Origin of the sequence: Methylosinus sp. R-45379 (assembly GCF_001644125.1) — a bacterium.
In the GTDB taxonomy this organism is placed as follows: Bacteria; Pseudomonadota; Alphaproteobacteria; order Rhizobiales; family Beijerinckiaceae; genus Methylosinus.
In genome coordinates, this window is record NZ_LUUM01000285.1 from 1 (window position 1) to 24,710 (window position 24,710).

Genomic DNA, 24,710 nt, shown 5'->3' on the forward strand with positions numbered 1-24,710 from the left:
AATCGGTCGTTTGAAACCGCATCCGAGGGCCGAAGTTCGCCGCCGCGACATAGTGGTGAGCAGAAGAAAGGCCCGAAAAACAGCCCATTTCGCCGATCTGCGGGCCGAAAGCTCGCCTCTGGAGCCGTTCCGAGGCTTGCTTTCTGCGGCCGCGGCGACGCATTTCGATCCGGCCGACGAAAGAGAAAAAGGATCTTCTATCGCTCAAGTTAAATTCGATATAACTTGATATGTGTCTTGATTTACACGGAATTAAAATGAGATTTTATCTCCCAGGCTCTGTTTCATTCGAGCGCCTGCAAGCCCTTCGCTAGTCTGCGGGGCGCGTGTCGCGACCTCACGGCATTCTCCTCACGGCGACTGCTGCTGGCGCGGGCGCCCTCGAGGACGAAGACGCGGCGGTGGATGAGCTCGAGACCGTGGAGCGATCCTCGTCGGGGAGTTCGACGAAATCGACGAACTACTGGCGCGAACGTCGCGTTTGGCAGAGTGCAGTCACGCTGCCAAACGCGACCGCTGGTCGTGCCAGTCTGGATTTCGTCGCGGACCAGACTCGACGATCCGGTCGAGAAACGCTTCGACGTGCCTTTAATGCTGGCGATTTCGCGCGAATAGGCGAGCGCGTCGCATTCGGCGTTGTCCATGAAGGCGGCGAGCCTTGGGAGCGTCGGCCGGAGATGATCGGCGGCCTTGCGCCAATGCGTCTTGGTGGCGCCTTCGTTCTTCCGCAGAGGCGTGGGCCTTTATGTCCGCACTCCATCTTGACAACCGACGTCGCGGGCGATGATATTTAATGAAATGATTAAATGTTCTGAGGCGACGCTCGACACGGTCTTTCACGCTCTGGCCGACCCGCACCGCAGGGCGATCCTGCGTATGCTGACCGAACACGAGCGCAGCATTGGAGAAATCGTTCCCTCGTTTCCGATCTCCTTCGTCGCTGTCTCCAACCACTTGAAGGTGTTGGAACAGGCGGGTCTCGTCATCCGACGCAAGCAGGGCCGTCATCAGATGTGCAGCCTCGACCGCCGTGGTCTCGACGCCGCCCGGAACTGGCTCGATGCGCATGAACGCTTCTGGAGCGAGCGGCTCGACGCCCTGGACGCCGTGGTCGCTCAGATGAAGGCGGAGGACACGGGCCGTTAGAGTCCGGCGCCTACCGGTAGAAACAAGATGGAGGAAGCGCTTGACCCAGAATGCCCTCTCGAGCGAACGGGCTACAACGTCCGTGCCCACGCCCGCCGCCGACCAGGCGGCCGATCCCGGCGGCCTGCGCCGGGTGGTGGTGGCCTCCTCTCTCGGAGCCATCTTCGAAGCTTATGACCTCGTGCTCTACGGGCCGATGGCCGCGATCGTCGCCGCCGAGTTCTTCTCCGGGCTCGATCCCGCCTATGCCTATATCTTCACCTTGCTCTCCGCCGCCGTGACCTATGTCGCCCGCCCATTCGGCGGGCTGGTGTTCGGCCCCCTCGGCGACCGCGCCGGGCGCAAATTCACCTTTCTGCTCACCATCCTGATCATGGGCCTGTCGACCGTGCTCATCGGCTTGCTGCCGAGCTACGCGGCCATAGGGGTCGCCTCTCCGCTGCTGTTCATGGCGCTGCGCATCCTGCAGGGCCTCGCCTATGGCGGCGAGTTCGGCGGCGCAGTCACCTTTATCGCCGAATATGCCCCCGCCCACCGGCGCGGCTTCGCCACCAGCGCGATCGCTGTCACCGCGGCGAGCGGCCTGGCTCTGGCGATCCTGGTCGTGCTCGCCTGCGAGCTGGCGCTCGGAAAGACGGCGTTCGAGGCCTGGGGCTGGCGCATTCCATTCCTACTTTCCGCCGTGCTCATGCTGGTCTCGGTCTATATCCGGTTGCGCCTACAGGAATCTCCGGTGTTCCTGGCCATGAAGCGGTCGGGCGGCGGCTCGCGGACGCCGCTACGCGAGGCGTTCGGCCGCTGGGACCATCTGCGCGTGGCGCTGCTCGTCCTGTTCGGCGCCGCCGCTGGCCAGTCGGTCGCGATCGCGACCGGCTCCTATCCGATCTACCTCCTGGCGTTGAACCTGAAGATCGATCCCTTCCTGCTGCACTACACCATCCTCGGCTACAGCGTGGTCTTCATCGGCGCAATGATCCTGGCGGGCTGGCTTTCGGACCGAGTCGGCCGCAAGCCGGTAGTGCTCGCCGGCTTCATCGGTACGGCGCTCGCCGCCTATCCGGTGTTCCTCGGCGTCACCCACTATGCGCATCCGCGCCTCGCGGCGGCGATGACCACGCATCCGGTGACGGTGGCGGCCGATCCGGCGACGTGCAGCCGCCAGTTCGATCCGTTCGGCCTCGCCGAGTTCCGCAGCCCCTGCGACATCGCCCGGCGCGCCGTCGCCAAGCTCGGCGTGCCCTACGCCAATCGCGCCGCGTCACCGGGCCGCGTCGCAGAGGTGGAGATCGGCGCCGCGGTGGTTCCCGCCTTCGAGGGCGTCGGGCTCGACCGGGCGGTCTTCACGCAGCAGGCCAAGGCCTTCGACGTCGCCCTCGCGGCTGCATTGGCCGATGCGGGATATCCTGCCCGCGCCGCGCCGGAGTTGACCAATGTGTCGATGCTGATCGCGCTCATGGCCGCCCTCAGCGTCTTCGTCGCGATGGCGTCCGCCCCGCTCTCGGCCTGGATGGTGGAGATGTTCCCGACCCGCATCCGCACCACGGCCTTCGCGATGTCCTACAATATCGGCGGCTGGTTCGGCGGCTTCCTCCCGGCGATCTCATTCGCCGCCTTCACCGCCACGGGCGATCTCTATGCGGGTCTGTGGTACGCAGCCGGCGTCCTGCTGGTCGCGCTCGTTGTCGGAGGACTGTTCCTGCCCGAGACGCGCGGCCGCGCCCTGGACCGCGTGACGTTGGAGCGCGTGCCATGACCAGCGCCGCGGGTCGTTCGGTCTCGCTCGTCCTGGTCCGCCGCATCAACGCGCCGGCGAGACAGATATTTACCGCCTGGACGGACCCGAAATGGCTGGTCCGCTGGCTGATTCCGGGAGCCGGGGCGCTGCGGGAGGCGGTCATAGACCCGCGTCCGGGCGGCGTCTACCGGCTGGAGGGCCTCGATCCAGATGGAACGCGCTATCGACTCTGCGGCCGTTACATCGACGTCGCGCCAGAGCGGCGGATCTCCTCGAGCTGGGAATATGAGGGGGCCGCAGCCGGCCTTTGCGGGCCGCCGACGCGGGTCGACGTCGATCTGCGCCCTCTGGGCGCCGACGCTTGCGAGCTGACGCTCACCCACGGCGAGCTCCGGGGGGAGGAAGCAGCCGCGACGCACCGCATATTGTGGACGATCTGCCTCGACCGGCTCGTCTGGTCGCTCGTTCCGCCGCCGGACGAGCCCGCCTTTCGCCCGTCGCTCGGGGCGATCGCCGAGCTCTATGGCGAGTCGCACCGCTTGCTGCAGGACGCCTTCGACAGCCGGCCGTTGGCCAACACCTTGCGCAAGATGATGGTGACGAGCACGCTGACGACCGAGCACAAGGCCTTCATCGCCGGGCGGGACATGGTGTTCCTCGCCACCGTCGACCATCGCGGCTTTCCGACCTGTTCCTACAAGGGCGGGGCGCCGGGCTTCGTGCGCGTGCTCGACGACCAGACCCTCGCATTGCCGAGCTACGATGGCAACGGCATGTATCTCTCCGCGGGCAATGTCGCCGCCAATGCGAAGGTCGGACTGCTGTTCATCGATTTCGAGCAGCCGCACCGGCTGCGCATCCACGGCGCCGCGCGCCTCGTGCGCGACGAGGCGGAGCTCGCAGCATTTCCCGGCGCGGAGCTTTTGCTGGTGGTGAAGGTCTATGAGGCCTTCGTGAACTGCCCGCGCTATGTGCATCGCTATCAGCGCGCGGAAACATCCCCCTTCGTGCCGGGCGAGCCGCGCGGGGACGAAATGGCGCCCTGGAAGAATCTGGACGTCCTCCGTGACGCCCTCCCGGGCCGGGATCGGGTTCGGCGCGAGGAGGCGGGATCAAGGTCCATGACGCGCGAGGAGTATCTGGCGCGCCTGAAGCGCGGGGAGACTTGAGAGTTTGCCTGTGAATCGGCTCGACACCGCGCCGGGAAAGTAACGACGCGATGACGCTCCCTCAAGCTTCTCTGTTGCGCGTCGCGTCAGCCGATTGGCTTCCTATCAACGGGTCGAAGTCGAACTTGCGCGTCATTCGACCGGAGGAATCTCTGCCTCCCTTGCCAAAGCAGCGCGGACGGACGCCCGCGCGTCGATCCGCTGCATGTAGAGCGCAATCGCCGGCCAACGGTCGAGATCGATCGAAAACCCCTTCATCCAGCCGAGCACGGTGAAGAGATAGGCGTCGGCGACCGTGAAGCCGTCGCCCACCAGATAATCCCGAGGTGCGAGGTTCACCTCGATGAAGTCGAGGCGCCGGAACAGCCGGTCCCGGAAGATCACCAGCGCCTCCTCCGGCAAGGCTCGATTGAACAGCGGGCTCGATCCGGCATGGACCTCGCTGGTGATGAAGTTGAGCCATTCCTGGAGCCGAACCCGCGCCAGTGTACCGGCGGCTGGAGCCAATCCCGCCTCCGGTTTCAGGTCGGCCAAATACTGAACGATGGCCGGTCCTTCGGTCAAAACCTCGCCGGTATCGAGTTCGAGTGCCGCGACATAGCCTTTCGGATTGATGGCGAGAAAGTCCTCTCCCGTGGATGTGCGTTTCGTCCGGTTGTTCACGCGGACGAGTTGGTAGGGCAGTCCGAGTTCCTGAAGCACGATGTGCGGCGAGAGCGAACAGGTGTCGGGGGCGAAATAGAGCTTCATCGTCGGGGCCTCGCGGAGGGGATAGATCGCCGCCCACATTGGCAGGCCTTGTAATATAATAAAAATTACTGGCACATTTTCTTGGTATAAGTTCACCTACTATGAACCTGACCCAACTCCAGAGCCTGATCGCCGTCGCCGAGGCCGGCGGCTTCACCGCAGCCGCGGACAAGCTCGGCGTCACCCAATCGGGGATGAGCCAAGCCTTAGCCGCGCTCGAAGAGAGCCTGGGAGTGAAACTGCTCGTCCGCCAGCCACGGGGCGTCGCGTTGACCGCCTTCGGAGAGCGCGCGCTCGACCATGCGCGAACAGCCTTTTCGCATCTGGAGGCAATCGAAAGGGAGGCAATGGCGCTGATCGGCGAGGAGACCGGGGCCATCCGCCTGGCGGGGTTCCCGAGCGTCTTCGCCACGGTCCTTCCGCCCTTGCTTCGGCGTTTTCGCACGCTCCATCCGGGCATCGACCTCGTGCCGCTCGAAACCGACGACATGGAAGTGGAGGCCTGGCTCGCGGCGGGATCAATCGACCTCGGGGTCGTCCTCAACCCATCTCCGGCCAGAAATGCCGTTCCGCTCGGACGAGATGCCTGGGTTCCGATCCTGCCGGCGGCGCATCCCCTGTCACGGCGTAATTCGGTCTCGTTGGCCGAACTGGCAGCCGCGCCCTTCGTTCTCGCCACCGGCGGGTGCCATACGAACGCCCGCTCGCTTGCCGACGCGGAAGGATTGACGCTCCAGAACGTGCAGATTGAGGTGCGCGACTGGTCGAGCGCGATTGCCCTGGTGCGGGAGGGCGCGGGTGTCAGCCTTGTGCCGGAATCCACCCTGCCGGAACAGCAACGCGGCTTCCGGGTTTCGAAACTCACTTCACCGCTGCATCGCGAGTTCGGGCTCGTCGCTTCGTCCGCGCGCCCGTTGTCGCGGGCCGGAAACCTGTTCGTCGAGGTCGCTCGTCGCTCGACCGCGCCGACATTGGCATAGCGCAGGACGCAAGGACCGGCGGGCTGACGGGCTCCGACCTCATGACGCGCCATCGACATCTCTCCTCCTCCCGAAGGTGAAGAAGCTGAGTGCGGCCAGCACCCAGACGCCGATGGCGCCGTAGAGCATCACGTCTCCAAAGCCGCCGGCCAGTGCGGCAGGACCGATCACCTTCGACGCTCCCAGGGCGGCTTGATCTAGAGCGGAGACATTTCCGGCCGCGATCTGTTCGGCGACGTGCCGGAGTTGCGTGGCGTCGAACGATCCTGAAGCCGCACTCAGGCGCGTCTGGACGCCCCCGAGCAAGACGAAGCCCATCAGCGCGATGTTGATGGCGAGCGAGATCATCCGGGCGCTCATGTCGATGCCGGACGCCATGCCGGCTCTGTCGCTCGACACGGATCCGGTCGTGGTGTTGGTGACCGGCGTATTGGTCGCCCCGAGGCCAATCCCGGCCAGCAACGCGCCGACCAATGTCGTCGCCAAGGCCAGCGAACCACCGCCTGCTCCGATCTTCATGATGAAAAAGCCGAGACCGATCACGAACAGTCCCGCCGGGATGACGACGCCAGAGCCAAGGCGCAGCGAAAGGCGTTCGGCGAATGGCGGCACAACGAGCGTCGGCAGGGTGTAGGTGAGCAGCGCCAAGCCGGCGGTCAGCCCATCGAGTCCGAGCCCCGCCTGAAACCAGATCGGCAGATAGATCATGAACGGCCAGAAGCTAAAATTCATGCCTATCGAGCCGAACAGCGCTCCGGAAAAGGGTCGGATTCGAAACACCGAGAAATCGAACATCGGGTGCGGCGTGATCTGCTCGACAATGACGAAAGCGATGAGGCTGAGGGCGGCTGTAGCCACTATCGCCAGCGCGATCGGGCTGGTGAAACCGAGCTCGCTGCCCTGAGTGATGACGTAGGCGACGCAAAAGACGGCCAGTGACAGGGTCGCGATGCCGCCGAGATCCAGGCGCCGAGCGGCTGGATCCTTCGATTCCCGAACACCGCGCCAAGCCAGGATGACGGTCAGCACGGCGATGAAACCGTGGACCAGAAACACCCAGGCCCAGCCCATCAAGGCTGCGATCCCGCTGCCGATCACCGGACCGAAGCCGAGACCGAACCCGGTAACGATGCCCCACCAGCCGAAAGCCCGGGCGCGATCGGCTGCCGTGCTGAACTGATGCGAGAGCACTGCGATCCCACAAATCAGCATGGCGCCGCCGCTCGCGCCTTGGAGCGCGCGCCCGACGATGAGGATTGTCATGTCGGGGGCAAGGCCGCACAGGAGGGACGTGCCGCCGAACGCAACAATGGCGACGATGAGGAGACGCTTGCGCCCGAAGCGATCCGCCAGTGTGCCCGCAGCCATGAGAACCGTCGCCACGGCGATGGTGTAGGCATTCATCGTCCACTGGAGCTGCTGGAAGTCGGCGTGAAGAACTTTCTCCAGCGTCGGCAGGATCGCCGGAACGCTTGATATTTCGAAGCCGAACATCAAAGCCGACAAGCAGATGGCGGCCAAGGCAAGGTTGCCTTGCCGCGAGGAAGTAAAAGACATGATCAGGCCTTTCAAGCGCGAGATCGCTCGGCGTCCCGCGCGCGGCCGTTCACCCACAGCGGCTAAGGCCGGGGCGCCACGGCAGTCCTGCGAGCGACTGTTGTTGATGAACCTGATCGTAGGCGAAACTTGACGATATAAGAATGGTATGACTGAGTATTTTAGAGACAACAAATCTGGATGATTGAAATGGCATCCCTCGATGTCGAGTCGGTACAGGCTTTCGTGGCCGTCGCTGACCTGCAAAGTTTCACGCGAGCAGCCGAGGCCCTCGGCTCCACGCAAGGCGCGATCAGCGTCAAGCTGCGTCGCCTGGAAGAGCGGATTGGCCAAAGGCTGATCGAGCGCACGCCGCGCCACGTCCGGCTCTCCGCGCATGGCGCCCTCTTTCTCGACCGGGCTCGCGACTTTCTTGCCGCGCACGAAGCCGCGCTGTCGGCGCTCGCGTCCACGACCCCGCGCCGCTTCGGGCTCGGCATCGCCGCACATGTGGCCGGACCGGAGCTTCCGACCCTTCTGGCGCAACTCAACGCGCATGATCCGGGCCTGCGCATCGAAGTCCGCCTGGAGAATTCGCGCACGCTGCTCGACGCCTTCGATCGCGGAGAACTGGACGCCTGTATCATTCGTCGCGAAGACGACCGGCGTGATGGCGAGGTCCTCGGCCCCGAACATTTCGGATGGTTCGCCGCGCCGAATTTCGAGTATCGGCAGGGCGAACCTCTGCGATTGGCGGCTTTGTCGCCTTCCTGTGGCGTGCGCGATATTGCGACCCGCGCCCTCGACGAGGCTGGCATCGCCTGGACGGAAGTGTTCCTCGGTGGCGGCTCGTCGGCAGTGGCGGCGGCCGTCTCCGCCGGATTCGCAATGGCCATCTTTTCCTGTCGCCTAGCTCCGCCCGGTGCCATCGAAATTGGCGAACGCCTCAGGCTGCCGCGCCTGCCTTCGTCGGAGATCGTGCTGCACTCGACGCTCACCGATCCCAAATCGCGTGCCGCGCTTCGGACATTGGCTGCGGCCTTTCGGGAGCACCGCGCGATGGCCGGATAGCGGGCGTGGGACAAACGCCCGCAGCCGGCTACGTATGTCGGACGGTGTCGTCGGCTCCCTCATGACGTCGCTGAGGCCTGTTCTGGCGCGAGCTGATCGACGACGGTGAAGGTCAGGCCCGTCCAATACTCGCCCCGCGTCGGCGGTCGCGATGGATCGTTCCGCCTCCTCGATCACGGCGTAGCCGTCGGACAGCAGGGAACTTTAGACGTGCGGTTGCGGTGCAAGTTTTGCGGATGGCCACGCGAAGGGCTGGCGTTTCATGAAGGTCAGGCAGTCAGCACTGCGCTCCAGATTTCGGGTGCAGTTTGCCTGCTCGCACCCCAGAACCAGCCCACGCACATCACTTCTCGTCCACGCGAATCCTAAGCTGAGCCTGCGCTCGATAATCGGATGTGGTCATGCGCTTTTGAACCGAAAAAAGTGCGACGCTCCTTGACGACTGGCCCGAGGGCAGCATGTTCGGCTCTAACCGCCCGAATTGAATGCGCGATCATCGGCAGCTCCCTTGGCTGGAGCTGAGCCATGACACGCGTCTCACCCGCGGATTCCGAAATCGAGCAAAAAGCTGCGGCAGCGCGCTTCTCTACCATATGGCGAAGGAGGGTACGATGTCGGCTGACGAAGAAGATTGCTCCCGCATTCATGCTTCTTCCGGCTCGAACGCCCCTCATGTGAGGCGGATCGGTGATGTGGCCCACATAGACCGTCGCAATCTATTGCGCGCGGCGACCACTGGCATTGTCGGAACCATTCTCGGCGCACGCTCCGCCGATGCGGCTGGACTTCTTTCTAAACTCCTGGGAGGCGCCGATCCTCTCGTTCCTTCCGCCGCGGCAGCAGAAGCCAATGCTTCACGCCTCGCCACCCTGGGGGATTATGTGTGGCTCACGCCGACAAAGCTCGGCGGCGGCGCTCAAGCTCAGGATCTCGCCAGCGGCAAGACGATGGCGTGGATCGAATATTGGAATTATGGCGACAGCTGTCCAATCGCGCATCATCTCGCGGCCTTTCCTTCGGCGGACCCACGAAAGGGTTTCGAATTCATCAATTCGACGCAGGGCGGCCAAAACGTGCTGATCTACGGCATTCCCACGCAGATTCGCGAACATGGCATGCTCGATCCGTTGTGGGGGCAGGGCAATCAGATCTACCGTGTCGGCTTCGACGGCCGGCAGATGAATTTGCTCGAGAACATCGCCGAAACCACGGGCGTCGGCCTCGGCGTGCATACGGTGATTTTCCCGGACGCCACAGGCTTCTCCGTATCTGACGGCCAGAAGGACGTCGTCGCTTTCTTCAAGCGCGCCACCGGAAACGGCAAGACCGAGGTGATCGATGCATTTCGATTCGACTGGATCGGCAACGAACCCAACGGTCTTCTGGAGGATAATTGGTTCAAGGGCGGCAAGATTCGTATTTTCCGCCTCGTCAAGGCGCCGGAGACAGGTCTCTATGATTGCCGGGGCACGAAAGGCAACAAGCTCGATTGGGAAATGGTGCCGATGGGCGAATATCTCGCCTACACCGGCCAGCTTCCCGGGGACGGTGTGAAGTCTCTGACCGGCGCCGACAATTGCGTCCACCACCCGATCCATCCGCTGTCACTGGTCACGTTACGCATGTTCGCCGTCGGCGTCGTTTTCGACCGCACGACAATGGAGCCTCTCGCCTGCATTTCCTCGCCAGAGGGAACGACGAAGGACGCGATCGCGGTGACGAAGATCGCCGACGGCATTTGGGAGATCACGCTCGATCATGTTGTCACATCCGGCCATGAGTGCGGCTTCGGTCCGCAAGGCAAATGGTTCACCCTGACCAACAACACGCGGCAGAACAGCATGGGCGTGTTCGATTGCGAAGATCGCGACCCACGTAAATGGAAGCGTATCGGAGACTTCAAGGATCCGCATTGGATTGGTTCGACGCCGAGCCCGTTCCATATCACCTATTCGATGGACGGATCGAAGATGTTCGTATCCGAGCTGCACCAGAAGCCGGCGAAAAGCGCCATCGTCGTCGTCGACACCAATAGCTGGACCACGATCAAGCGCTTCGAAAATGTCGGCGTCGACACGCAAACGATGCATGTCACCTATGACGGCAAATATGTGCTGGCGATCTTCAGCGGCTTCCAGCGGCTCGAAGGCGGCACGTTCATCTTTACGCAAGATACATTGGAGCCGGTCGGCTATATTCCGAATTTCGGCGGACACCATGATTGCGTGATCGTTCCACGCAACAATCGAGAGCTGATCCACAGCCGCTGCACCACGGTCTGACTAGCGACGTTCGCGAGTGTGCAATGTCCTTTCTATCCAGCGTGCATCTGCTGCTTCGGCTTGCCGCGCAAAATGTCGGACGGCGGCTGCTCCGAAGCCTTTTTCTTGGTCTCGCGATCATGATCGCGGTCGGGGTCGGCTTCGCTGGGGCGGTGCTCGGCTGGTCACTGCACAATGGCGTTCTAACGAGCTTCTCCCGCATGGGCGCCGATCTGGTCATTGTGCCGCACGGTGCGCTGATCAATCTCACCAGCACACTCCTCACCGTTCAGCCAACAGAGCTGGAGCTCGACGAATCGCTCGGAGAAGCCCTCCGCCGCGCTCCCGGGGTCGTCGTTGCAGCGCCGCAGCGTCTGGTGCGCGCCGGCGTGGAGGGCAGGTCGATCAGCCTCATCGCTTATGATCCGCGCCGCGATTTCACGATCGAGCCATGGCTTCCACAGGGCCTCCGGAGCTCGCTCGGCGCCGAAGAATTGCTGGTCGGCGAACGGGTTCCACAAAAGCCCGGCGAAACGATTTCGATCTGTGGCCGAACGCTTACCGTCGTCGGCAGATTGCGCCACACAGGCGTCGGGCCTGTCGACGAGTCCTATTTTTTGACTTTTGCCGGATTGGATGGGCTGATCGCAGCTGCGCCCCGAGCCGCGGTCGCGCGAGCTCCCGACGCCGAAGAGCTTCATCATCGCGAGCCCCTTCACGCTCATCACTCGGCGTCTCCAGCCACATGCCTTCCCGATCTCGCGCCGGACAAAATGTCCGCCTATCTGCTACAGCTCTCTGCGGGAGCGTCGCTGGAGCAGGCGCGCTTTGCGATCGGACAAATTCCCGGGATCAAGGTCGTTTCCGGCAATCCGATTTTCACGACTGCTCGGCAGTCGCTCGGCAGCCTGCTTTGGGGCGTCGGCGCCTTCGCCGCGCTACTGATCTTGGCGCTGCTCTTTGTCGTCACACTGCTCTTCTCGGCGATCGTGCAAGAGCGCTACCGCGAAATCGGAATGTTGCGCGCCATGGGCGCGCGTCCGGGCCAAATCATCGCCATCACGCTACTCGAATCCGTTCTCATCACGGGAGCAGGCGGCGTCGCGGGCGTCGCCTTCGGGGCCTTGCTGATCTTCTTCGCCGCGCGATCGATGGGCTTTTATTTCGAGTCGCTCGGCGTTCCTCTCGATGGACCTCCGGACGAATTCTTCGTCGTAGCCGGCGTTGTCTGCCTTGTCTTCGGGCTCGCGCTGGGCGTCGTCGGCGCGCTTTTCCCAGGACGACGGGCGATACGCCTCGAGCCCGCGCAGATGATCCAAATGGACGGCGCCCAATGATTCTCCGCGCCACTCATCTGAACAAATCCTACCAGGATGGCGACCGATGCATAGACGCCGTATCGGACGTTGATCTAATGGTTCGGGCGGGTGAGCTCATTTCGATCGTTGGTCGGTCGGGATCTGGAAAGTCGACCTTGCTCGCTATGATCGGCGCGCTTACGAAGCCGACGAGCGGCGACATAGCCATCGCCGGGGAGCGCGTTTGGGAGCTTTCTGAGAAGAGGCTCGCAGACATTCGCCGCAAAGAGATCGGCTTCATCTTCCAATTCTCGAGCATGCTCTCTAATCTTCGCGCAGTCGATAATGTCGCGCTTCCGGCTTTGCTCGGCGGCGAAAGCGCGCCGGAAGAGATTTACGCGCGGGCGCATGATTTGCTGACGCGTATCGGCTTGGCGCGACGCGCCTCCGCTTTTCCCTGTCAAATGTCCGGCGGCGAGCAGCGGCGCGTCGCCATAGCGCGCGCGCTCGTCAACGCGCCGCGACTGCTTCTCGCGGATGAGCCGACGAGTGATCTCGACGAAGAGACGGAAGAGGAGATCATCGCGCTGCTCGAGGCGCTCAGGGCCGAAGAAGGCTTCGGCATGGTAATGGTCACGCACAATCGGGATCTCGCGGCGCTGGCGGACCGCACCCTGGAAATGCGGCAGGGCGTTCTTGCGCCCATCGATGCACGGTGCGCGGAGGCTCCACGTCCTATTCGCCCGATCATTCTGCCTGCGCCAGCGAAACACGAGCCGCCGGCGACCGCGGTCTTCGAAGGCGCGCGGGCCTTGCAACGTCTCGGCGCAAATCTCTGGAGGATGGTTGGACGCGGGGGCCTCGTCGCCGCCCTATTCTTCGGAGTCGCTCTCCTCTCGAATGCAGGCATTGCGCGATATCAGCAATTCGAGATCGAGGCGCACCGCACGCGTCTCGCGGCGCTCGAAGAATTGGCGACGTCGACCTTGAGAAGCGATATCGCCTCGATCGCCAGCCTCGGCGGCGATCGCTTTGAAGTGACGGTCTATCTGGAGAACATAAAGCGGGAGCCGCCGATCTATGTCATGTCGCCGAGCGTGCGCGCGTTCATTCAGGTGGGAACGGGATGGCAGGAGACGACGCTCTCGCCGGTCGCCGATGCGACGGCAGCGGTTTTGAAGGTAACGGGCCGGCAGCTCTATCGTTTCATGCTGGAAACGCGCGTCGAGACGTTCACCGAGCTATTGCCGCATTACATGCATGTCCGCTTCACCAACGACATGCTCGTCAGCCCGGAAAGCACGCCGAAGGACGAGCTGTTTCAACGAAGCGATAATTATTTCGTCTATCTCAAGCCGAAGGATGTCGCGGATGAGACAATTCTCCGCGACGTTCGCTTTCCAGGCGCTCCGCCCTTGTGGATCTGGATGCCGCCGCATTGAGCGCGGTAACGCCCTGGCCCGTCAGCGGCGGCCGGAAGTGTCCTTTCCATGTGACATGGATCTCGTCGCGGAGCTTCAGCAGCAGGTCGAGCTGCTCAATGAAAAGGGCGTCATAGTCCTGCCATGGCGAGGCCGAAGAGAGGATAGGCTTCGCCGAAGGGTTGCGGTGCAATTTTTTGCCGCTCGCCGTGCGATGGGGGCCGACATTCGTTGGGATTAGGCCGCGAGCGCCGCACGCCATATTTCGGGCGCGGTTGTCCCAACCACTCCAAATTTTGCTCAGCGCAAATTGACCCTTCCTGATGCGATGCACGAGTTGGACGCCAGCGATGACGATCGCGGCCCACGATCCGCCGACCCGGCGCGCGAAGCGGTTCCACCGCTTATCGAATTCGGGAACGTAACGCTGAACCCAGCGCATGATGGTCGTGTGAGCCAAAGACAAGCCGCGTTCGGCCATTATTTCCACGAGATCGCGAAAGCTGAGCTTGTATCGCAGATATCAGCGCACGCACAGAACGATGATCTCGCGGTCGAAATGGCGGCCTTTGAAAAGTTCGTCCGCACTCAGCATCAACCATTACCCCAGCGTCCGGTTCCGCTCTCACGGATTATGTCCCGCTCACGCCGTTTGCACCAGAACCCAGCGCTGCCGTTCTATGCCCTCGCAGCGTGAGCCGCGTCACTCTCACACGCCTGCGTCACCTCCGCAGATAAAATTTGCGACACAACCGTCAATCGCTGCGCAGCTTCGACTCGACGAGCGAGGCGATGTCGCGAAGGCGCGTATCACCGCGTCGTCGCGGACGCGCGACGTCGATCGTGACGGAGGCTCGAACCTCGCCCGGCTTCCCGCCGAGCGCGATCACGCGATCGGCGAGATAGACGGCTTCGTCTATGTCGTGCGTCACGAAGAGGATCGTCTTGCCGGTCTCACGCCAGAGCATGAGCAGATCATCCTGCAGGCGTTGCCGCGTCGGCGTGTCGAGCGCGGAGAAAGGCTCGTCCATCAGCAGCACGTCCGGCCGCACCGCGAGCGCACGCGCCAGGGCGACGCGCTGCCTCTGTCCGCCGGAGAGCTGATGCGGAAAGCGCTCGCCAAAACCCTTGAGACCGACGCCGCGCAATGCTTCCACCGCGCGGACGCGGCGTTGCTCTTTGGAGAGCTTCGTCTTCTCGAGGCCGAGCGCCACATTGGCCTCGACGCGCCGCCAGGGAAGCAATCGCGCATCCTGGAACACCAGCGCCATCGCGCAATCGGATCGCGAGTCGAAACGCAGCACGCCGGCTGAAGGCGCCGCGAGGCCGATGAGAACGCGCAGCAAGGTCGATTTGCCAACGCCAGAGGCGCCGAGAATCGCGATGAATTCCCCACGCGCGATGGAAAGATCGAGCCGTTCCAGCACAGCGACATGAGCGCCGTCGTGCTCATAGCCGAGCGCCAGCTCCTCGATCTCGATGAGCGGCGGCGACGGCGGCGGCGTTACGCCTTCCATGTGAGAAGCCTCGATTGCGCGAAGATGAAGGCCATGTCGATCAGGCCATAGAGCGCCGCCATGGTCAGCATGTAGACGACGACGATATCGGTGGCGAGCAGGCTGGAGGCCTGATTCATGCGCTGCCCGAGGCCGGCGACCCCGAACAATTCGGCCGCGACCACGGCCATCCAGGCCTGGCCGAGCGAGGTGCGCACGCCGACGAGAATGCCGGGCAGGCTCGCCGGAAACTGCACCTTCACCAGCTTTTCCCAGCTGGTTCTGAAGCCGAATGCGGCCGCCACCTCGATGAGATCGCGATCGACATTGCGAATGGCGCCATGAGCCGAGAAATAGACGATCCAGAACACGCCGACGGCGATGATGAACATCGCCGCCTTCTCCTCGACGCCGAACCAGAGAATGGCGAAAGGAATCCAGGCGAGTCCGGGGATGGGACGAAGAATGCGCGTAATCCATGCCGTCGCCCATTCGAGCGGCGGATGCGCGCCGGCCGCCACGCCCGCCGCGACGCCGAGCGTCACGCCGACGAGCAGCCCAGCGAGATAATGCGAGAGGCTCGCGCCGACGCAGGCGAGCCAGACGCCATTCTGCAGCTCGCGCCAGAAGGCGCCGGGCAATTGGCTGGGCACGGGCAGAAGCGCGCGCGCTCCCGGCGTGAACAGCGGAACCAGCTCCCAGGCGCCGAGGAATAGCGCGAGGCCCAGCACGGAGGCGAGGCGCCGTCTCACTTCGCCTCTCCTGCGTTCGGCGCGTCGCCGAAGGCGATGAATAGCGCCGACGACCACACTTTCGCGTCGTCGCGCTGACGGCCGAACAGATAGATCGGGCGGAATCCGAACGGGCCGTTGCGCGGGTCGAGCGTGAAGCGTCCCGCGATGTCGCGTGGAAGCGGCGCGTCGGCGAGACGCTCGAAAGCAAGGAACAGCTCGGCCCCGCCGAGTTCCCATCGCAGTTCGCCCTTCTCGAGCAACTCCCGGCCCGTCGCCTCGAAGCGAAACTCCGGCGCATGAACGAAAGGCGCCGGAAAGCGGGGATCGCCGACCTTCACGAAGCCGCCGATCGTTCCCTCGACGAGAAAGCGCGCGGCGGAAAGCTCATCGAGTTCGAGCTCCAGCGCGTCGGAGTCGCCATAGGTCTCCGAGCGAAAAGCGATGTCTGTCGCCCCGGAGCGCCAGGCGCTCTCCTCGTCATGTTCGAAGCCGACGCTCGCGAAGCCGCGCACGACGGCGCCCTGCACGCGCAGACGGCCGTTCCAGCTCGCCCAGCGATAGCGATCCTTTATTCGCGCGCCGCCCCAGCGCAGCCGCACACGCTTGCGCGAGAAGCCCAGCTCGGTATGGAGATTTCGGCGCCAGAGCAGCCCCTCATGGTCGAAGGCGGCGATCTCGTCGAAGCCGGCGTCGCCGAGGAAGCGATAGTCGATCTCGGCCGGCCCTTGATGCTCGAAGGCGTCGCCTTGGAGGCGATCGCCGCACCGGACGATGAGCGCGAGATGTTCGCCGGTCGTCGCGAAACTATGACGCGCGCGCAAGGCGCGGCCGATCGTGACGCGGTCGAGGCTTTCGGCGAAAACGCCGGTCAGCCCGCCGCGCACGCCGAACACTTGTACGCCGGGCGCGCCGCCGCCCGGCCGGCCGCGATGCTCGTCGCTGTTCGCGCAGACTCCGAGCCGATAGCCGCGGGCGATCACGTCCTGATAGAGCCAGGGGAAATGCCCCCAGGCCGAAGCGATCTCGACGAGCCGCTCGAGCTCGGGGTGGTGCCAATCGGCGATATAGCGCCGCCCGCCGACATGCGGCACGACGAGATGGGTCTCCGGCGAATGGCCATAAGCGTCCCACAGCTCGTTCACCGGCCAGCGGCCGAGCTCGACCTTCGGAGACTTCATGTCCTCATTCCAGGACAGGGTGCGATTGTGCCGCCCTTGCGCGTCATACGGAAAATCTGGCTCGTCCTCGCCGAGGAAGATCACCTTGTGATCGCCTCCCGCCGTCGAGCTTCCACACCATTCCTGCACCGGATAGGTCACGAAGCGCCCGGGCGCGTCGAGCGCGTTCACGGCGGCGACGCCGTCATGCCAATTGGCGTCGGTGATCTGAAAATCATTGGCCGTGTAGCCGAACACGTCGACGCCGCCGACATTGCGCGCGAAGGCGGCGTTATAGGAGGGGCTGTTGGTGCCGACCGTGTCATGTGCATGAACATGCAGATCGGCGTAGAAGCCGCGCGGCGCCGGCGCGTCCGCGAAGACCGAGAGATAGGCCCGAGCCGTGGGAATCGCGTGCGCCTCCGGCTCGGCGGCCAGCGTCACATCTCCGCGATCGGTCGGAACATCCTCTATTGCGACGCTCGCCCAGCCCTTTTCTGGAAAGACGAGCGCGCGGGAGGCGATCGTGTCGGCGCCCGCGAGAATCGAAAGACGAATGCGGCCGGGAAAATCGCTGACGATATTCCCCCAGCGATCGAGCGCCGAGAGCCGGAATGCCGCGCGAGCGCCCGGACGCGCGAAACGCGGGCCGACCAACGACAACCGCGCCGGCGCGCCGGCGACGATGCGCAGCGAGACGTCGCCCGGCACGGCGACATAACGCGACGTGCCGAGCGGGTCGACATAGGCGCGAAAGCGAAAATCATCATCGACGAAGGTCTGGACCCGCGTGCCGGGTCCGCCGGCCCGGCGATCGCCCAGTCGGATGACGATATGGTCGCCCATGTTGAGATAGCCGTCGATCACATCAACGATCACGGCCTTCTGATAAGGCCGCTCATGTCCTTTTTGATCGAAGCGGACCGAAAGATGCTGCACGCTCGCCGGCGATTGTCCGGGCGCCAGCGGGCCGGCCTGATATTCGACGCTGAGATAATCGGCGCCTTTCGGATCGACCGTCTGAAACAGCGCCCAGTCCGAATAAAATTTGAACGTGACCTTGAAGGTCGCGCCATCGGCGACGCCGCTCGCGCCCACTTCATAGTCCAGAAGGATTTCCCGCCAGGATCCGGCCTCCGCCTCATCGAAACTGCAAGCGAGCCGGCCGGCGAACGGCGCTCGCTTCATCTTCTCATGGAGCCCTTCCGGCGCGACCGGCGCCGAGGGTCGCGATCCCGATGGCTGGGTCCGCACCCGATCCTTCTCATCAGACAATCCGACGCTCCTTTTGTTCTGTATCGACCATAGACTAAATCATCATACTGACGCAAACTCACGCCGTCACAATTCGAGACGGAGGAAAATCAGTGTCGAAGAAGCTCGTCGCGATGGCCATCGCCCTCGCCTTCCATGCCAGTTGCACCGCGGCCGAAACGGTGACCGCGCGCGTCGGGGTCATCCCCGTCATCGGCGCGGCCCCCCTGTTCGTGGCGGAGAAGGAAGGCTGGCTCCGCGAGAGCGGACTCGATCTGCAGACCAAGGTCTTCGAGAGCGGCCCCAATATCGTTCAGGCGGCGGCGAGCGGCGGCATCGACATTTATATCGGAGGCGTCGCGCCTGCCGCCGCGGGACGAGCGAAAGGCATCGACCTGCGCGTCGTGGCGGCCCTCGCCGTCGATGAGAATGTGCTCGTCGGCGGCCCCAAGCTCAAAACGTTCTTCAAAAAAGGCGTCGCGCCGGCGGCGGCTTTCAAGGCATTCCGCGCCGCCAATGGCCGCCCGGCCAGAATCGCCACCCAGCCGCCCGGCTCGGTGCCGGCGGCCAATCTCCAATATTGGCTCCGCGAGGCGACGCATACCGATCCCTCGGACGTCGAGATCATCTCCATCGGCATAGACGCGACGCAACAAGCGCTGCTCGCGAACGCCGTGGAGGCCGCGACGGTCCGCGAGCCGACGCTCACGATCGTGCAGAAAGCCAATCCAGAGATCGCGCTGATCGCCGGAGGCTCGGAGCTGTTTCCGGGTCAACCGGGCACGGTGGCGGCGGTCTCGAAGGATTTTCTCGAGAAGCACCCGCAGCAGACGCAAGCGCTGGTCGACGGGCTCGTCCGCGCTGTGGAGGAACTGCAGAAAAATCCCGATCGCGCCGCGCCCCATGTCGAAGCGGCGCTGTCCAAGGGCATCGTCGACGGCGCGACCATTCGAAAATCGCTATCCTCGCCAGCCGTTCATTTCGTGGTCGATCCGAAATCGATCATAGAATCGACCGAAGCGCTTCTCGCCTATCAGGTGAAGCTGGGCGTGGCGGACAAGGCGCCGAGCGTCGACGGCCTCTTCGATTCGAGCTTCTTCGACAAGACCACGAGCGAGAAATCGTTGAAGAAGTGAGCCGAAGTCCCATCGCGAACGATCGGACTCCGTTTCCGCGCCTGCGCATCGATTCGGCGCACATCACGCTCGATATCGATGACACCTTCGGCGCCGTCCGCGGCGGCCAGCCGTTGCGCCTCTTCAAAACGTGGCCGGATCGAAGCCTGTTCCGGCGACCGCGTTACGTCTGGCCTTGGGGAGCAAATTTTGGGGATGGCCGCACGAAGGGAACTGGCAATTCCTGAGGATCAGGTAGCGAACTCCCTCCGAAGGATTATGTCCCGCTCATGCCGTTTGTACCAGAACCATTTCGGCGTGGTTCGACGCTCGATCTTCGGGAGAGATGACGCCTCGTCGCAACAGTTCCGTAACCTCCTCGGCAGGCACAGGACGACTGAAGTAGAAACCTTGAACGCTCTGACATCCCGCCTGAACCAGGAAATCCAGTTGCCCGACGGTTTCGACGCCCTCGGCGAGCATTTCACATCCGAACTCTTGCACGAGGCCGATCGTGGCGCGAACGATGGTCGCGCTGCCCGGATCGTGCGGCAGTCCGCGCACAAATTGCTGTGCGATCTTGATTCGGTTCACGCGATAGGTGAGCAGATATTCGAGCGAAGAGTACCCGGTGCCGAAATCGTCGATCGCGATGCGAACGCCCAAGGCGCGAATTCGATCGATTGCCGTCGTCTCTCCGCGGGAGGATTGCATGAGAACCGATTCTGTCAGCTCGATCTCGATCGAGCTCGGATCGAGATCACACATGTCGAGCTCACGTGCGAGATCGGACTCAAATCGCGACGCAGTGAAGAGCTGGGCGGCCGAGACATTGACGCCGACGATCGGCGGACAGATTCCGAGATCGCGCCAGAGTCGGGCCTGGCGACAAACATTCGCGAGCGCCCATGCGCCGATCGGCGTGATGAGGCCCGTCCGTTCGGCGAGCGGTATGAAAGCTCCCGGTCCCAGCAGCCCGCGACTGGGATGATTCCATCTGAGCAGCGCCTCAACGCCGATGATCCGTCCGGACGGCCACTCGACCTCCGGCTGATAATGGAGTTCGAACTCCTCCCTTTCGAGCGCCGAGTTGAGCTCCTCGAACAGGGTCACGCGCTCACGCACAGCGCGGTCGTGCGCCTCCGAATAGAAGCGGCGCTGATTATATCCCGCAGACTTTGCTTCATAGAGCGCGAGATCGGCGCGCCTCAGCAATTCTTCTGGCGCGACGATAGTCGCTCCGAATATCGAAACACCGATGCTCACTGAGACGTGGACTTGCTTTCCCATTATCGTGAACGGCGCCGCCACAGAACGGATTATTTTTTCCGCGACCTCATCGACCGCCTCTCGCCGCGCGGAGTCCTTCATGAAAATCCCGAATTCGTCTCCGCCGATGCGCGCGATCGAGGCTGTATTACGTATAGCCTGGCCGATTCGCTCCGCGGCGGCCCGTAGCAACTCGTCTCCGAACGAATGACCGAGCGTCTCGTTCACTTCCTTGAAGCGATCCAGATCGAGATACAGAACAGCGAATGACGCGCCGTCTTTTTCGCCTCCACGAAACGCTTCCGTCACCCATTCCTTGAAGGTCTCGCGATTGGGCAGGCCCGATAGGAGATCGGTGCGCATCGCGCGCGCCATTTCCTGCTCGGCCTTTTCACGAACCTCGATCTGCTTTTCGAGGTCGGCGGCGAGCGCGGCCTGCGCCAGCTCGCGTCGCGCCAACGATACTATCCAACGATTGGCGCGCACGCCCAATAGCAGAAGCGCCATGACAAAAGCCGCGGACATGAGGCCCATCGTGCCGGACGTCGGCTCCGGCCGGGCGAAAAAAGCCAAAATGGCCGGCATGGCCGTCGGCGCCCCAAAGCCGAGCATAGCCGGCAGAAACGCTGCGTCGATCGTCACGGAGCCCGCGATCATGCCGCCCAGCACGAAGGCGATGAAGACGTGAAAAGATGGATCGTCGGTGAGCAGGAGGATTGATGCGGACAGCCCCCATAGGCAACCCGTCGCCGTAGCCCCGGCAGTGAAGCGCAGCGCCCAGCGGCGCGCGGCGTCGTCCGGCTGCGGCTCGCTCTTGTAGAGCCATGAATTGTAGAGCCGCAAGGAGACGATGACGGTCAGCGAACCCACCCAGAGAAGCAAAACCCATCTCGGATACAAACTCTGCGCTACCCAGGCGGTGAGGACGGCATTGAGCAGATTGACGGGCAATACCGCCGTGCTTCCATAAAGGACCCGAACCTGTTCGCTCAGGACCGCCGGATCGAGCGCTCTGGGATCGGCGACCTGCGCCCGCTCTTCGTACGTCATTCGTCCTCCGCCAATTCGACCGCCCCCTTCCAAAACCGTCATTTGTCCGGCGAATCCTCGTGGCGGAATCGAAAGGCGCTCGTCGAGCACACGTTACTTATCTTTCATGGAAACAACAACTCCGTCACACGACGACGGCGCTAGAGTATATCTATAGTTGTAGGCGATAAACTACTATCGCCGCTCGGAGGCTCTTCGCTGCGCGGCGATGACAAGAATTGGGTCATCCTCACTTTCCGTGCTCGGCGATTGACGAAAGCGGCGACATCCGCGCGCGCAGGAGTTCGGCACCTGCGCGGCCATACATCGAGCGCTTGAGAGTTTTCAGCCGATTGATTTGTCCCTCTGTTTGTCCGTTGCTCCAGGTTTCTGTCACTCCATTCTTGACGGTTTCGATGTCGCGTCGCAACGTGCGGACGAAACGCTGGATTGCGAATAGGCCGCAGCGCTGCGCGTCGTTCAGCCAAGTTTCGAGCCCCTTGACGTTCTTGCTGCGAAGAATGCCGCGAAAGCGCATGGCAAGTCCGCGCATAATCACGAAGTCCGGTGAAGCGTCTTTCAGAGCTGCCGCCTTCGTTGTCTGAGCCGGCGTCAGCTGACCACGCGGCTTCATGCGGAGCGCCGCCGCGACAATCGGGGAGATCAGCCACCCGGTCGCGGGATCAACAGCACGAGGCGTCGCTGGCGTTTCGGCAAGGACGTCCCCTGTTGTCGTTGGCTCCGTTTTCGCGAGCTTTGGCGCGAGCACAGAAGATGACGACCGTGCGCCACGTTTCGTGAGTCCCAATCGTGCGAGAACGCGCTGCATATTCGAATAGCTGCCCAAATATCCTCGCGACTTGACTTCCTCGAACAATTGACGGCCTCGGGGGCACCCGTCCGACCAACGGCTCAGAATGTAGTCACGAAAATATTGCGCCGAGGTCGGGGTGGGCGTTTTTTCTCTTCGAACCGGCACCGTGGTCGCGAGGACCCACTTTTTCGGAAGTCGGCGCATGTCCTGGCTGCAACATGCGGTCGACGCGCCGGCATAGCCGATATATCCGGAGCCTTCTGGATTTGCCGGTCCAAGGATCTTTGGTCACCGTAAAGCTCCATACGAGCCGTTGGCGCTGCCTGAACGACGAGTGTGACCGCCAAACATTCTCAGAGCAGCTATCCGATATTGCGAGGCCTTACGCGCGTCAGACCGAGAGGGTCGTCGAGCTCATCCGGCTGTTCGGACACGGCGTCCGCGGCCGGCCGGCCGAACGGTTGATGAAGCGCCTCGGCCTTCCAACGAGTGACGACACGATCCTGAGACCGGCCGCCCCAGCAAGTCGGCAGCACGGAAAGTGAGGATGACCCCGTTAAAGGCAATTCAGTTGCTCCTAACGCAGGATTCGCGGAGTTAAAGGCAACGCGACAGCCGCTCTGTGGCGCGCGGGCGAATTCGTTCCGCTCGAGGATCTCATCCTTCATGACGCCGGGACGGACGCGCATACTGCGACATACCGGCTCGTGCGGGCTCATGCCGTTCTGCTCGTGCGCCGCATCGCCGATCGCGAACCGGGTTGGCCGCTGACGATCGAGGGACTTGCTAGTCTGCGTGGCGTGTCGCGACCACACGGTATTCTCCTCGAGGCGACCGCGGCCGGGTCGCGCGCCCAGACGCGGCGGAGCATGAGCTCGAGACCGTGGAGCGATCCTCGACAGAGGAATTCGACGAGATCGACGAACTATTGGCGCGAACGTCGCGTTTGGCAGAGCGCATCGAGCCGGCCCAGCGGAAACGGGACGACTCTGGTTTGGTTTACGATGAGGATTGGGACGAGGAGGCCGCCTCGCCGAGTGGCGCGAGCGCCTCGGCACGGCGAGCAATCTTCCGCCCTTGATGGCCGCAGGCGTGGCGCTCGACGCTTGGGAAGAGATCGAGCCTTTACAGCACAGCGCATGGCTCTGGCCCTTGCTCGCCGCAGCCTTGCTACAGCGCCGGGGAAAAACGCGGCATCATCTCTCAGCGCTGCATGCGGGATTTCGTAACGCCAAATTTCGGACGAGCCGGCAAAGTGATTATGGATCGCGACTCATGGTGTTCACACACGCGGTCGAACTCATGGCAAAGGCGGATTCGTCGCGCGCGAGCTTCTACTCAGAAAATGCAAAGACCGCAGAACGAATTCGAGGCTGCCGCGGTTTGTCGACCTGTGTCTGGCGTCGCCGGTCGTCACCGTCCCTTTCGTCGCCAAAGAACTCCGAATGTCGCAGCAAGCCGCGACCACGATGATCGGCGAACTCTCGTCGAACCTTCGCGAGTTGACTGGACGAAGGCGATACAGGGCTTGGGCTGTTATATGAAAGTATGAAGGGATGGCCATCATCAGGAGTCATGTGTGATGGTTGGCATGTATGAATCGCCGATGGGATTCGACGTTGATTGGCGTTCTAAACCGTTGAATTTTTGCGCTCCGCGGGGGCAAAACCGGGTGCTTGTTCAAGCCAGATCCCGCACGGTGGGCGAAGAGCCGACTTCCGATTTTATGATCGCGCGACGAACCGAGCGAACGGAGTATCTCGAAACGTTGGAGAGAGAGGCGTCGAGGCCGGTTACGAGACTACTTCCTGATGATGATGGCGAGGCTCGACCGGAGCATCGAAATCGCGTCGTGGGCCGATTGGAACAATCCCACTCGGATTCAGCCAGGGATGGCTGCCGTAGTAATGACCCTTGATGTGACCGAAATCGACGGTCGGGCGGATTGCCGGGTGCTGGTAGAGCGCCCTCGTGTAGCGCCAGAGAGCGGGATAATCGACGAGCGCCCGCAAATTGCACTTGAAGTGACCGTAATAGACCACATCGAATCGCACCAGTGTCGTAAACAGCCGGATATCGGCTCCGGTCAATTGTTCGCCGACCAGGAAGCTGCGGGTCTCGAGGCGCTGCTCGAGCCAGTCCAGCGTCTCGAAGACATCCGCGACGGCGGCCTCATAGGCCGCCTGCGTCGCGGCGAAGCCGGCGCGGTAGACGCCGTTGTTGAGGCCGGCGTAAACGCGCTCGTTGACGGCGTCGATCTCGCTGCGCAGCTCGGCCGGATAATAGTCGCCTTCCGCCGCGCCTATGTGATCGAAGGCGCTGTTGAACATCCGCAGAATCTCCGAGGATTCATTGGAAACGATCTTGCGGCTGTCCTTGTCCCAGAGCACCGGAACGGTTACGCGCGAGCTGCAGTCCGGCTCGGACAATGTGTAGAGCTGATGCAGCCATTGCATGCCATTCACAGTGTCGGGA

Annotated in this window: 21 protein-coding genes and 2 pseudogenes; 13 read left to right on the top strand and 10 right to left on the bottom strand. The window is 63.0% G+C overall.

Annotation, left to right across the window (positions count from 1 at the left end):
• Positions 1–229, top strand: a 229-nt coding sequence (locus tag A1351_RS25505; RefSeq protein WP_198162455.1) for a hypothetical protein, incomplete at its 5' end; no start/stop codon positions are given.
• Positions 230–284: 55 nt separating this feature from the next.
• On the opposite strand, the gene A1351_RS24915 is transcribed toward A1351_RS25505, so the two are convergent.
• Positions 285–644 (bottom strand): hypothetical protein, encoded by a 360-nt coding sequence (locus tag A1351_RS24915; protein ID WP_157096392.1) that lies wholly within the window; start codon positions 642–644, stop codon positions 285–287.
• 154 nt (positions 645–798) lie between these two features.
• Between A1351_RS24915 and A1351_RS19585 the strand changes: the two genes are divergently transcribed.
• From A1351_RS19585 to A1351_RS24135, 3 genes are read left to right on the top strand one after another with little or no spacing between them, the layout of a single operon-like run.
• On the top strand, positions 799–1,146 hold the full coding sequence (locus A1351_RS19585) for a helix-turn-helix transcriptional regulator (RefSeq protein WP_026598302.1): 348 nt from the start codon (positions 799–801) through the stop codon (positions 1,144–1,146).
• 40 nt (positions 1,147–1,186) lie between these two features.
• Complete coding sequence (locus tag A1351_RS19590; protein WP_245267492.1) at positions 1,187–2,899, top strand: MFS transporter; 1,713 nt, start codon at positions 1,187–1,189, stop codon at positions 2,897–2,899.
• Positions 2,896–4,050 (top strand): SRPBCC domain-containing protein, encoded by a 1,155-nt coding sequence (locus A1351_RS24135; RefSeq protein ID WP_083967426.1) that lies wholly within the window; start codon positions 2,896–2,898, stop codon positions 4,048–4,050. The genes A1351_RS19590 and A1351_RS24135 overlap by 4 nt, the downstream gene beginning before the upstream one ends.
• 132 nt (positions 4,051–4,182) lie before the next feature.
• Here the strand turns inward: A1351_RS24135 and gstA are convergent, their stop codons facing one another.
• A complete protein-coding gene (gene gstA, locus A1351_RS19600; protein ID WP_024882156.1) occupies positions 4,183–4,800 on the bottom strand; it encodes a glutathione transferase GstA in 618 nt (205 codons plus the stop codon).
• Positions 4,801–4,901: 101 nt separating this feature from the next.
• Here gstA and A1351_RS19605 point away from each other — a divergent pair, with 101 nt between their 5' ends.
• Complete coding sequence (locus A1351_RS19605) at positions 4,902–5,780, top strand: LysR family transcriptional regulator (RefSeq protein WP_024882155.1); 879 nt, start codon at positions 4,902–4,904, stop codon at positions 5,778–5,780.
• Between the two features lie 39 nt (positions 5,781–5,819).
• Here A1351_RS19605 and A1351_RS19610 read toward each other — a convergent pair whose 3' ends face one another.
• A complete protein-coding gene (locus A1351_RS19610) occupies positions 5,820–7,337 on the bottom strand; it encodes an MFS transporter (RefSeq protein ID WP_024882154.1) in 1,518 nt (505 codons plus the stop codon).
• A gap of 189 nt (positions 7,338–7,526) precedes the next feature.
• Here A1351_RS19610 and A1351_RS19615 point away from each other — a divergent pair, with 189 nt between their 5' ends.
• The 4 genes from A1351_RS19615 (at position 7,527) to A1351_RS19630 (ending at position 13,388) form a co-directional block, all read left to right on the top strand.
• Positions 7,527–8,387 carry a LysR substrate-binding domain-containing protein gene (locus tag A1351_RS19615; RefSeq protein WP_024882153.1) on the top strand — a complete coding sequence of 287 codons (861 nt, stop codon included), beginning with the start codon at positions 7,527–7,529 and terminating at the stop codon, positions 8,385–8,387.
• A 611-nt stretch (positions 8,388–8,998) separates the two neighbouring features.
• Positions 8,999–10,669 (top strand): hypothetical protein, encoded by a 1,671-nt coding sequence (locus A1351_RS19620; RefSeq protein ID WP_026598306.1) that lies wholly within the window; start codon positions 8,999–9,001, stop codon positions 10,667–10,669.
• Between the two features lie 23 nt (positions 10,670–10,692).
• On the top strand, positions 10,693–11,985 hold the full coding sequence (locus tag A1351_RS19625) for an ABC transporter permease (RefSeq protein ID WP_024882151.1): 1,293 nt from the start codon (positions 10,693–10,695) through the stop codon (positions 11,983–11,985).
• Positions 11,982–13,388: an ABC transporter ATP-binding protein gene (locus A1351_RS19630; RefSeq protein ID WP_024882150.1), complete on the top strand. Its 1,407-nt coding sequence runs from the start codon at positions 11,982–11,984 to the stop codon at positions 13,386–13,388. Before A1351_RS19625 ends, A1351_RS19630 begins: the two co-directional genes overlap by 4 nt.
• Positions 13,389–13,731: 343 nt before the next feature.
• On the opposite strand, the pseudogene A1351_RS26280 reads toward A1351_RS19630, so the two are convergent.
• From A1351_RS26280 to A1351_RS19650, 4 genes and pseudogenes are all read right to left on the bottom strand, one after another.
• Positions 13,732–13,962, bottom strand: a pseudogene (locus A1351_RS26280) (IS6 family transposase); the annotation flags it as partial.
• Positions 13,963–14,122: 160 nt separating this feature from the next.
• Positions 14,123–14,884 carry an ABC transporter ATP-binding protein gene (locus tag A1351_RS19640; RefSeq protein ID WP_064033727.1) on the bottom strand — a complete coding sequence of 254 codons (762 nt, stop codon included), beginning with the start codon at positions 14,882–14,884 and terminating at the stop codon, positions 14,123–14,125.
• A complete protein-coding gene (locus A1351_RS19645; RefSeq protein ID WP_024882148.1) occupies positions 14,872–15,615 on the bottom strand; it encodes an ABC transporter permease in 744 nt (247 codons plus the stop codon). The genes A1351_RS19640 and A1351_RS19645 overlap by 13 nt, the downstream gene beginning before the upstream one ends.
• Complete coding sequence (locus tag A1351_RS19650) at positions 15,612–18,029, bottom strand: hypothetical protein (protein WP_024882147.1); 2,418 nt, start codon at positions 18,027–18,029, stop codon at positions 15,612–15,614. The genes A1351_RS19645 and A1351_RS19650 overlap by 4 nt, the downstream gene beginning before the upstream one ends.
• Positions 18,030–18,121: 92 nt before the next feature.
• Here A1351_RS19650 and A1351_RS19655 point away from each other — a divergent pair, with 92 nt between their 5' ends.
• The gene (locus A1351_RS19655; RefSeq protein ID WP_036310352.1) at positions 18,122–19,144 is read left to right on the top strand and encodes an ABC transporter substrate-binding protein; all 1,023 of its coding nucleotides are present in this window, start codon (positions 18,122–18,124) and stop codon (positions 19,142–19,144) included.
• Between the two features lie 267 nt (positions 19,145–19,411).
• Here A1351_RS19655 and A1351_RS19665 read toward each other — a convergent pair whose 3' ends face one another.
• Both A1351_RS19665 and A1351_RS24140 read right to left on the bottom strand, forming a co-directional pair.
• Positions 19,412–21,532 carry a bifunctional diguanylate cyclase/phosphodiesterase gene (locus A1351_RS19665; protein ID WP_245291688.1) on the bottom strand — a complete coding sequence of 707 codons (2,121 nt, stop codon included), beginning with the start codon at positions 21,530–21,532 and terminating at the stop codon, positions 19,412–19,414.
• A 139-nt stretch (positions 21,533–21,671) separates the two neighbouring features.
• The gene (locus A1351_RS24140; RefSeq protein ID WP_198162456.1) at positions 21,672–22,298 is read right to left on the bottom strand and encodes a transposase; all 627 of its coding nucleotides are present in this window, start codon (positions 22,296–22,298) and stop codon (positions 21,672–21,674) included.
• A gap of 56 nt (positions 22,299–22,354) precedes the next feature.
• Between A1351_RS24140 and A1351_RS19675 the strand changes: the two genes are divergently transcribed.
• The 3 genes and pseudogenes from A1351_RS19675 to A1351_RS26290 all read left to right on the top strand — a co-directional run bounded on the left by A1351_RS19675 (position 22,355) and on the right by A1351_RS26290 (position 23,779).
• The gene (locus tag A1351_RS19675; protein WP_256388652.1) at positions 22,355–22,780 is read left to right on the top strand and encodes a transposase family protein; all 426 of its coding nucleotides are present in this window, start codon (positions 22,355–22,357) and stop codon (positions 22,778–22,780) included.
• A 535-nt stretch (positions 22,781–23,315) separates the two neighbouring features.
• Positions 23,316–23,489, top strand: a pseudogene (locus tag A1351_RS26285) (DUF1612 domain-containing protein); the annotation flags it as partial.
• A gap of 119 nt (positions 23,490–23,608) precedes the next feature.
• Positions 23,609–23,779 (top strand): helix-turn-helix domain-containing protein, encoded by a 171-nt coding sequence (locus A1351_RS26290; protein WP_371441512.1) that lies wholly within the window; start codon positions 23,609–23,611, stop codon positions 23,777–23,779.
• Positions 23,780–24,028: 249 nt separating this feature from the next.
• Here the strand turns inward: A1351_RS26290 and A1351_RS19685 are convergent.
• Positions 24,029–24,710 (bottom strand): glutathione S-transferase family protein (locus tag A1351_RS19685; protein ID WP_064033731.1); only part of this gene is annotated, 682 nt, incomplete at its 5' end.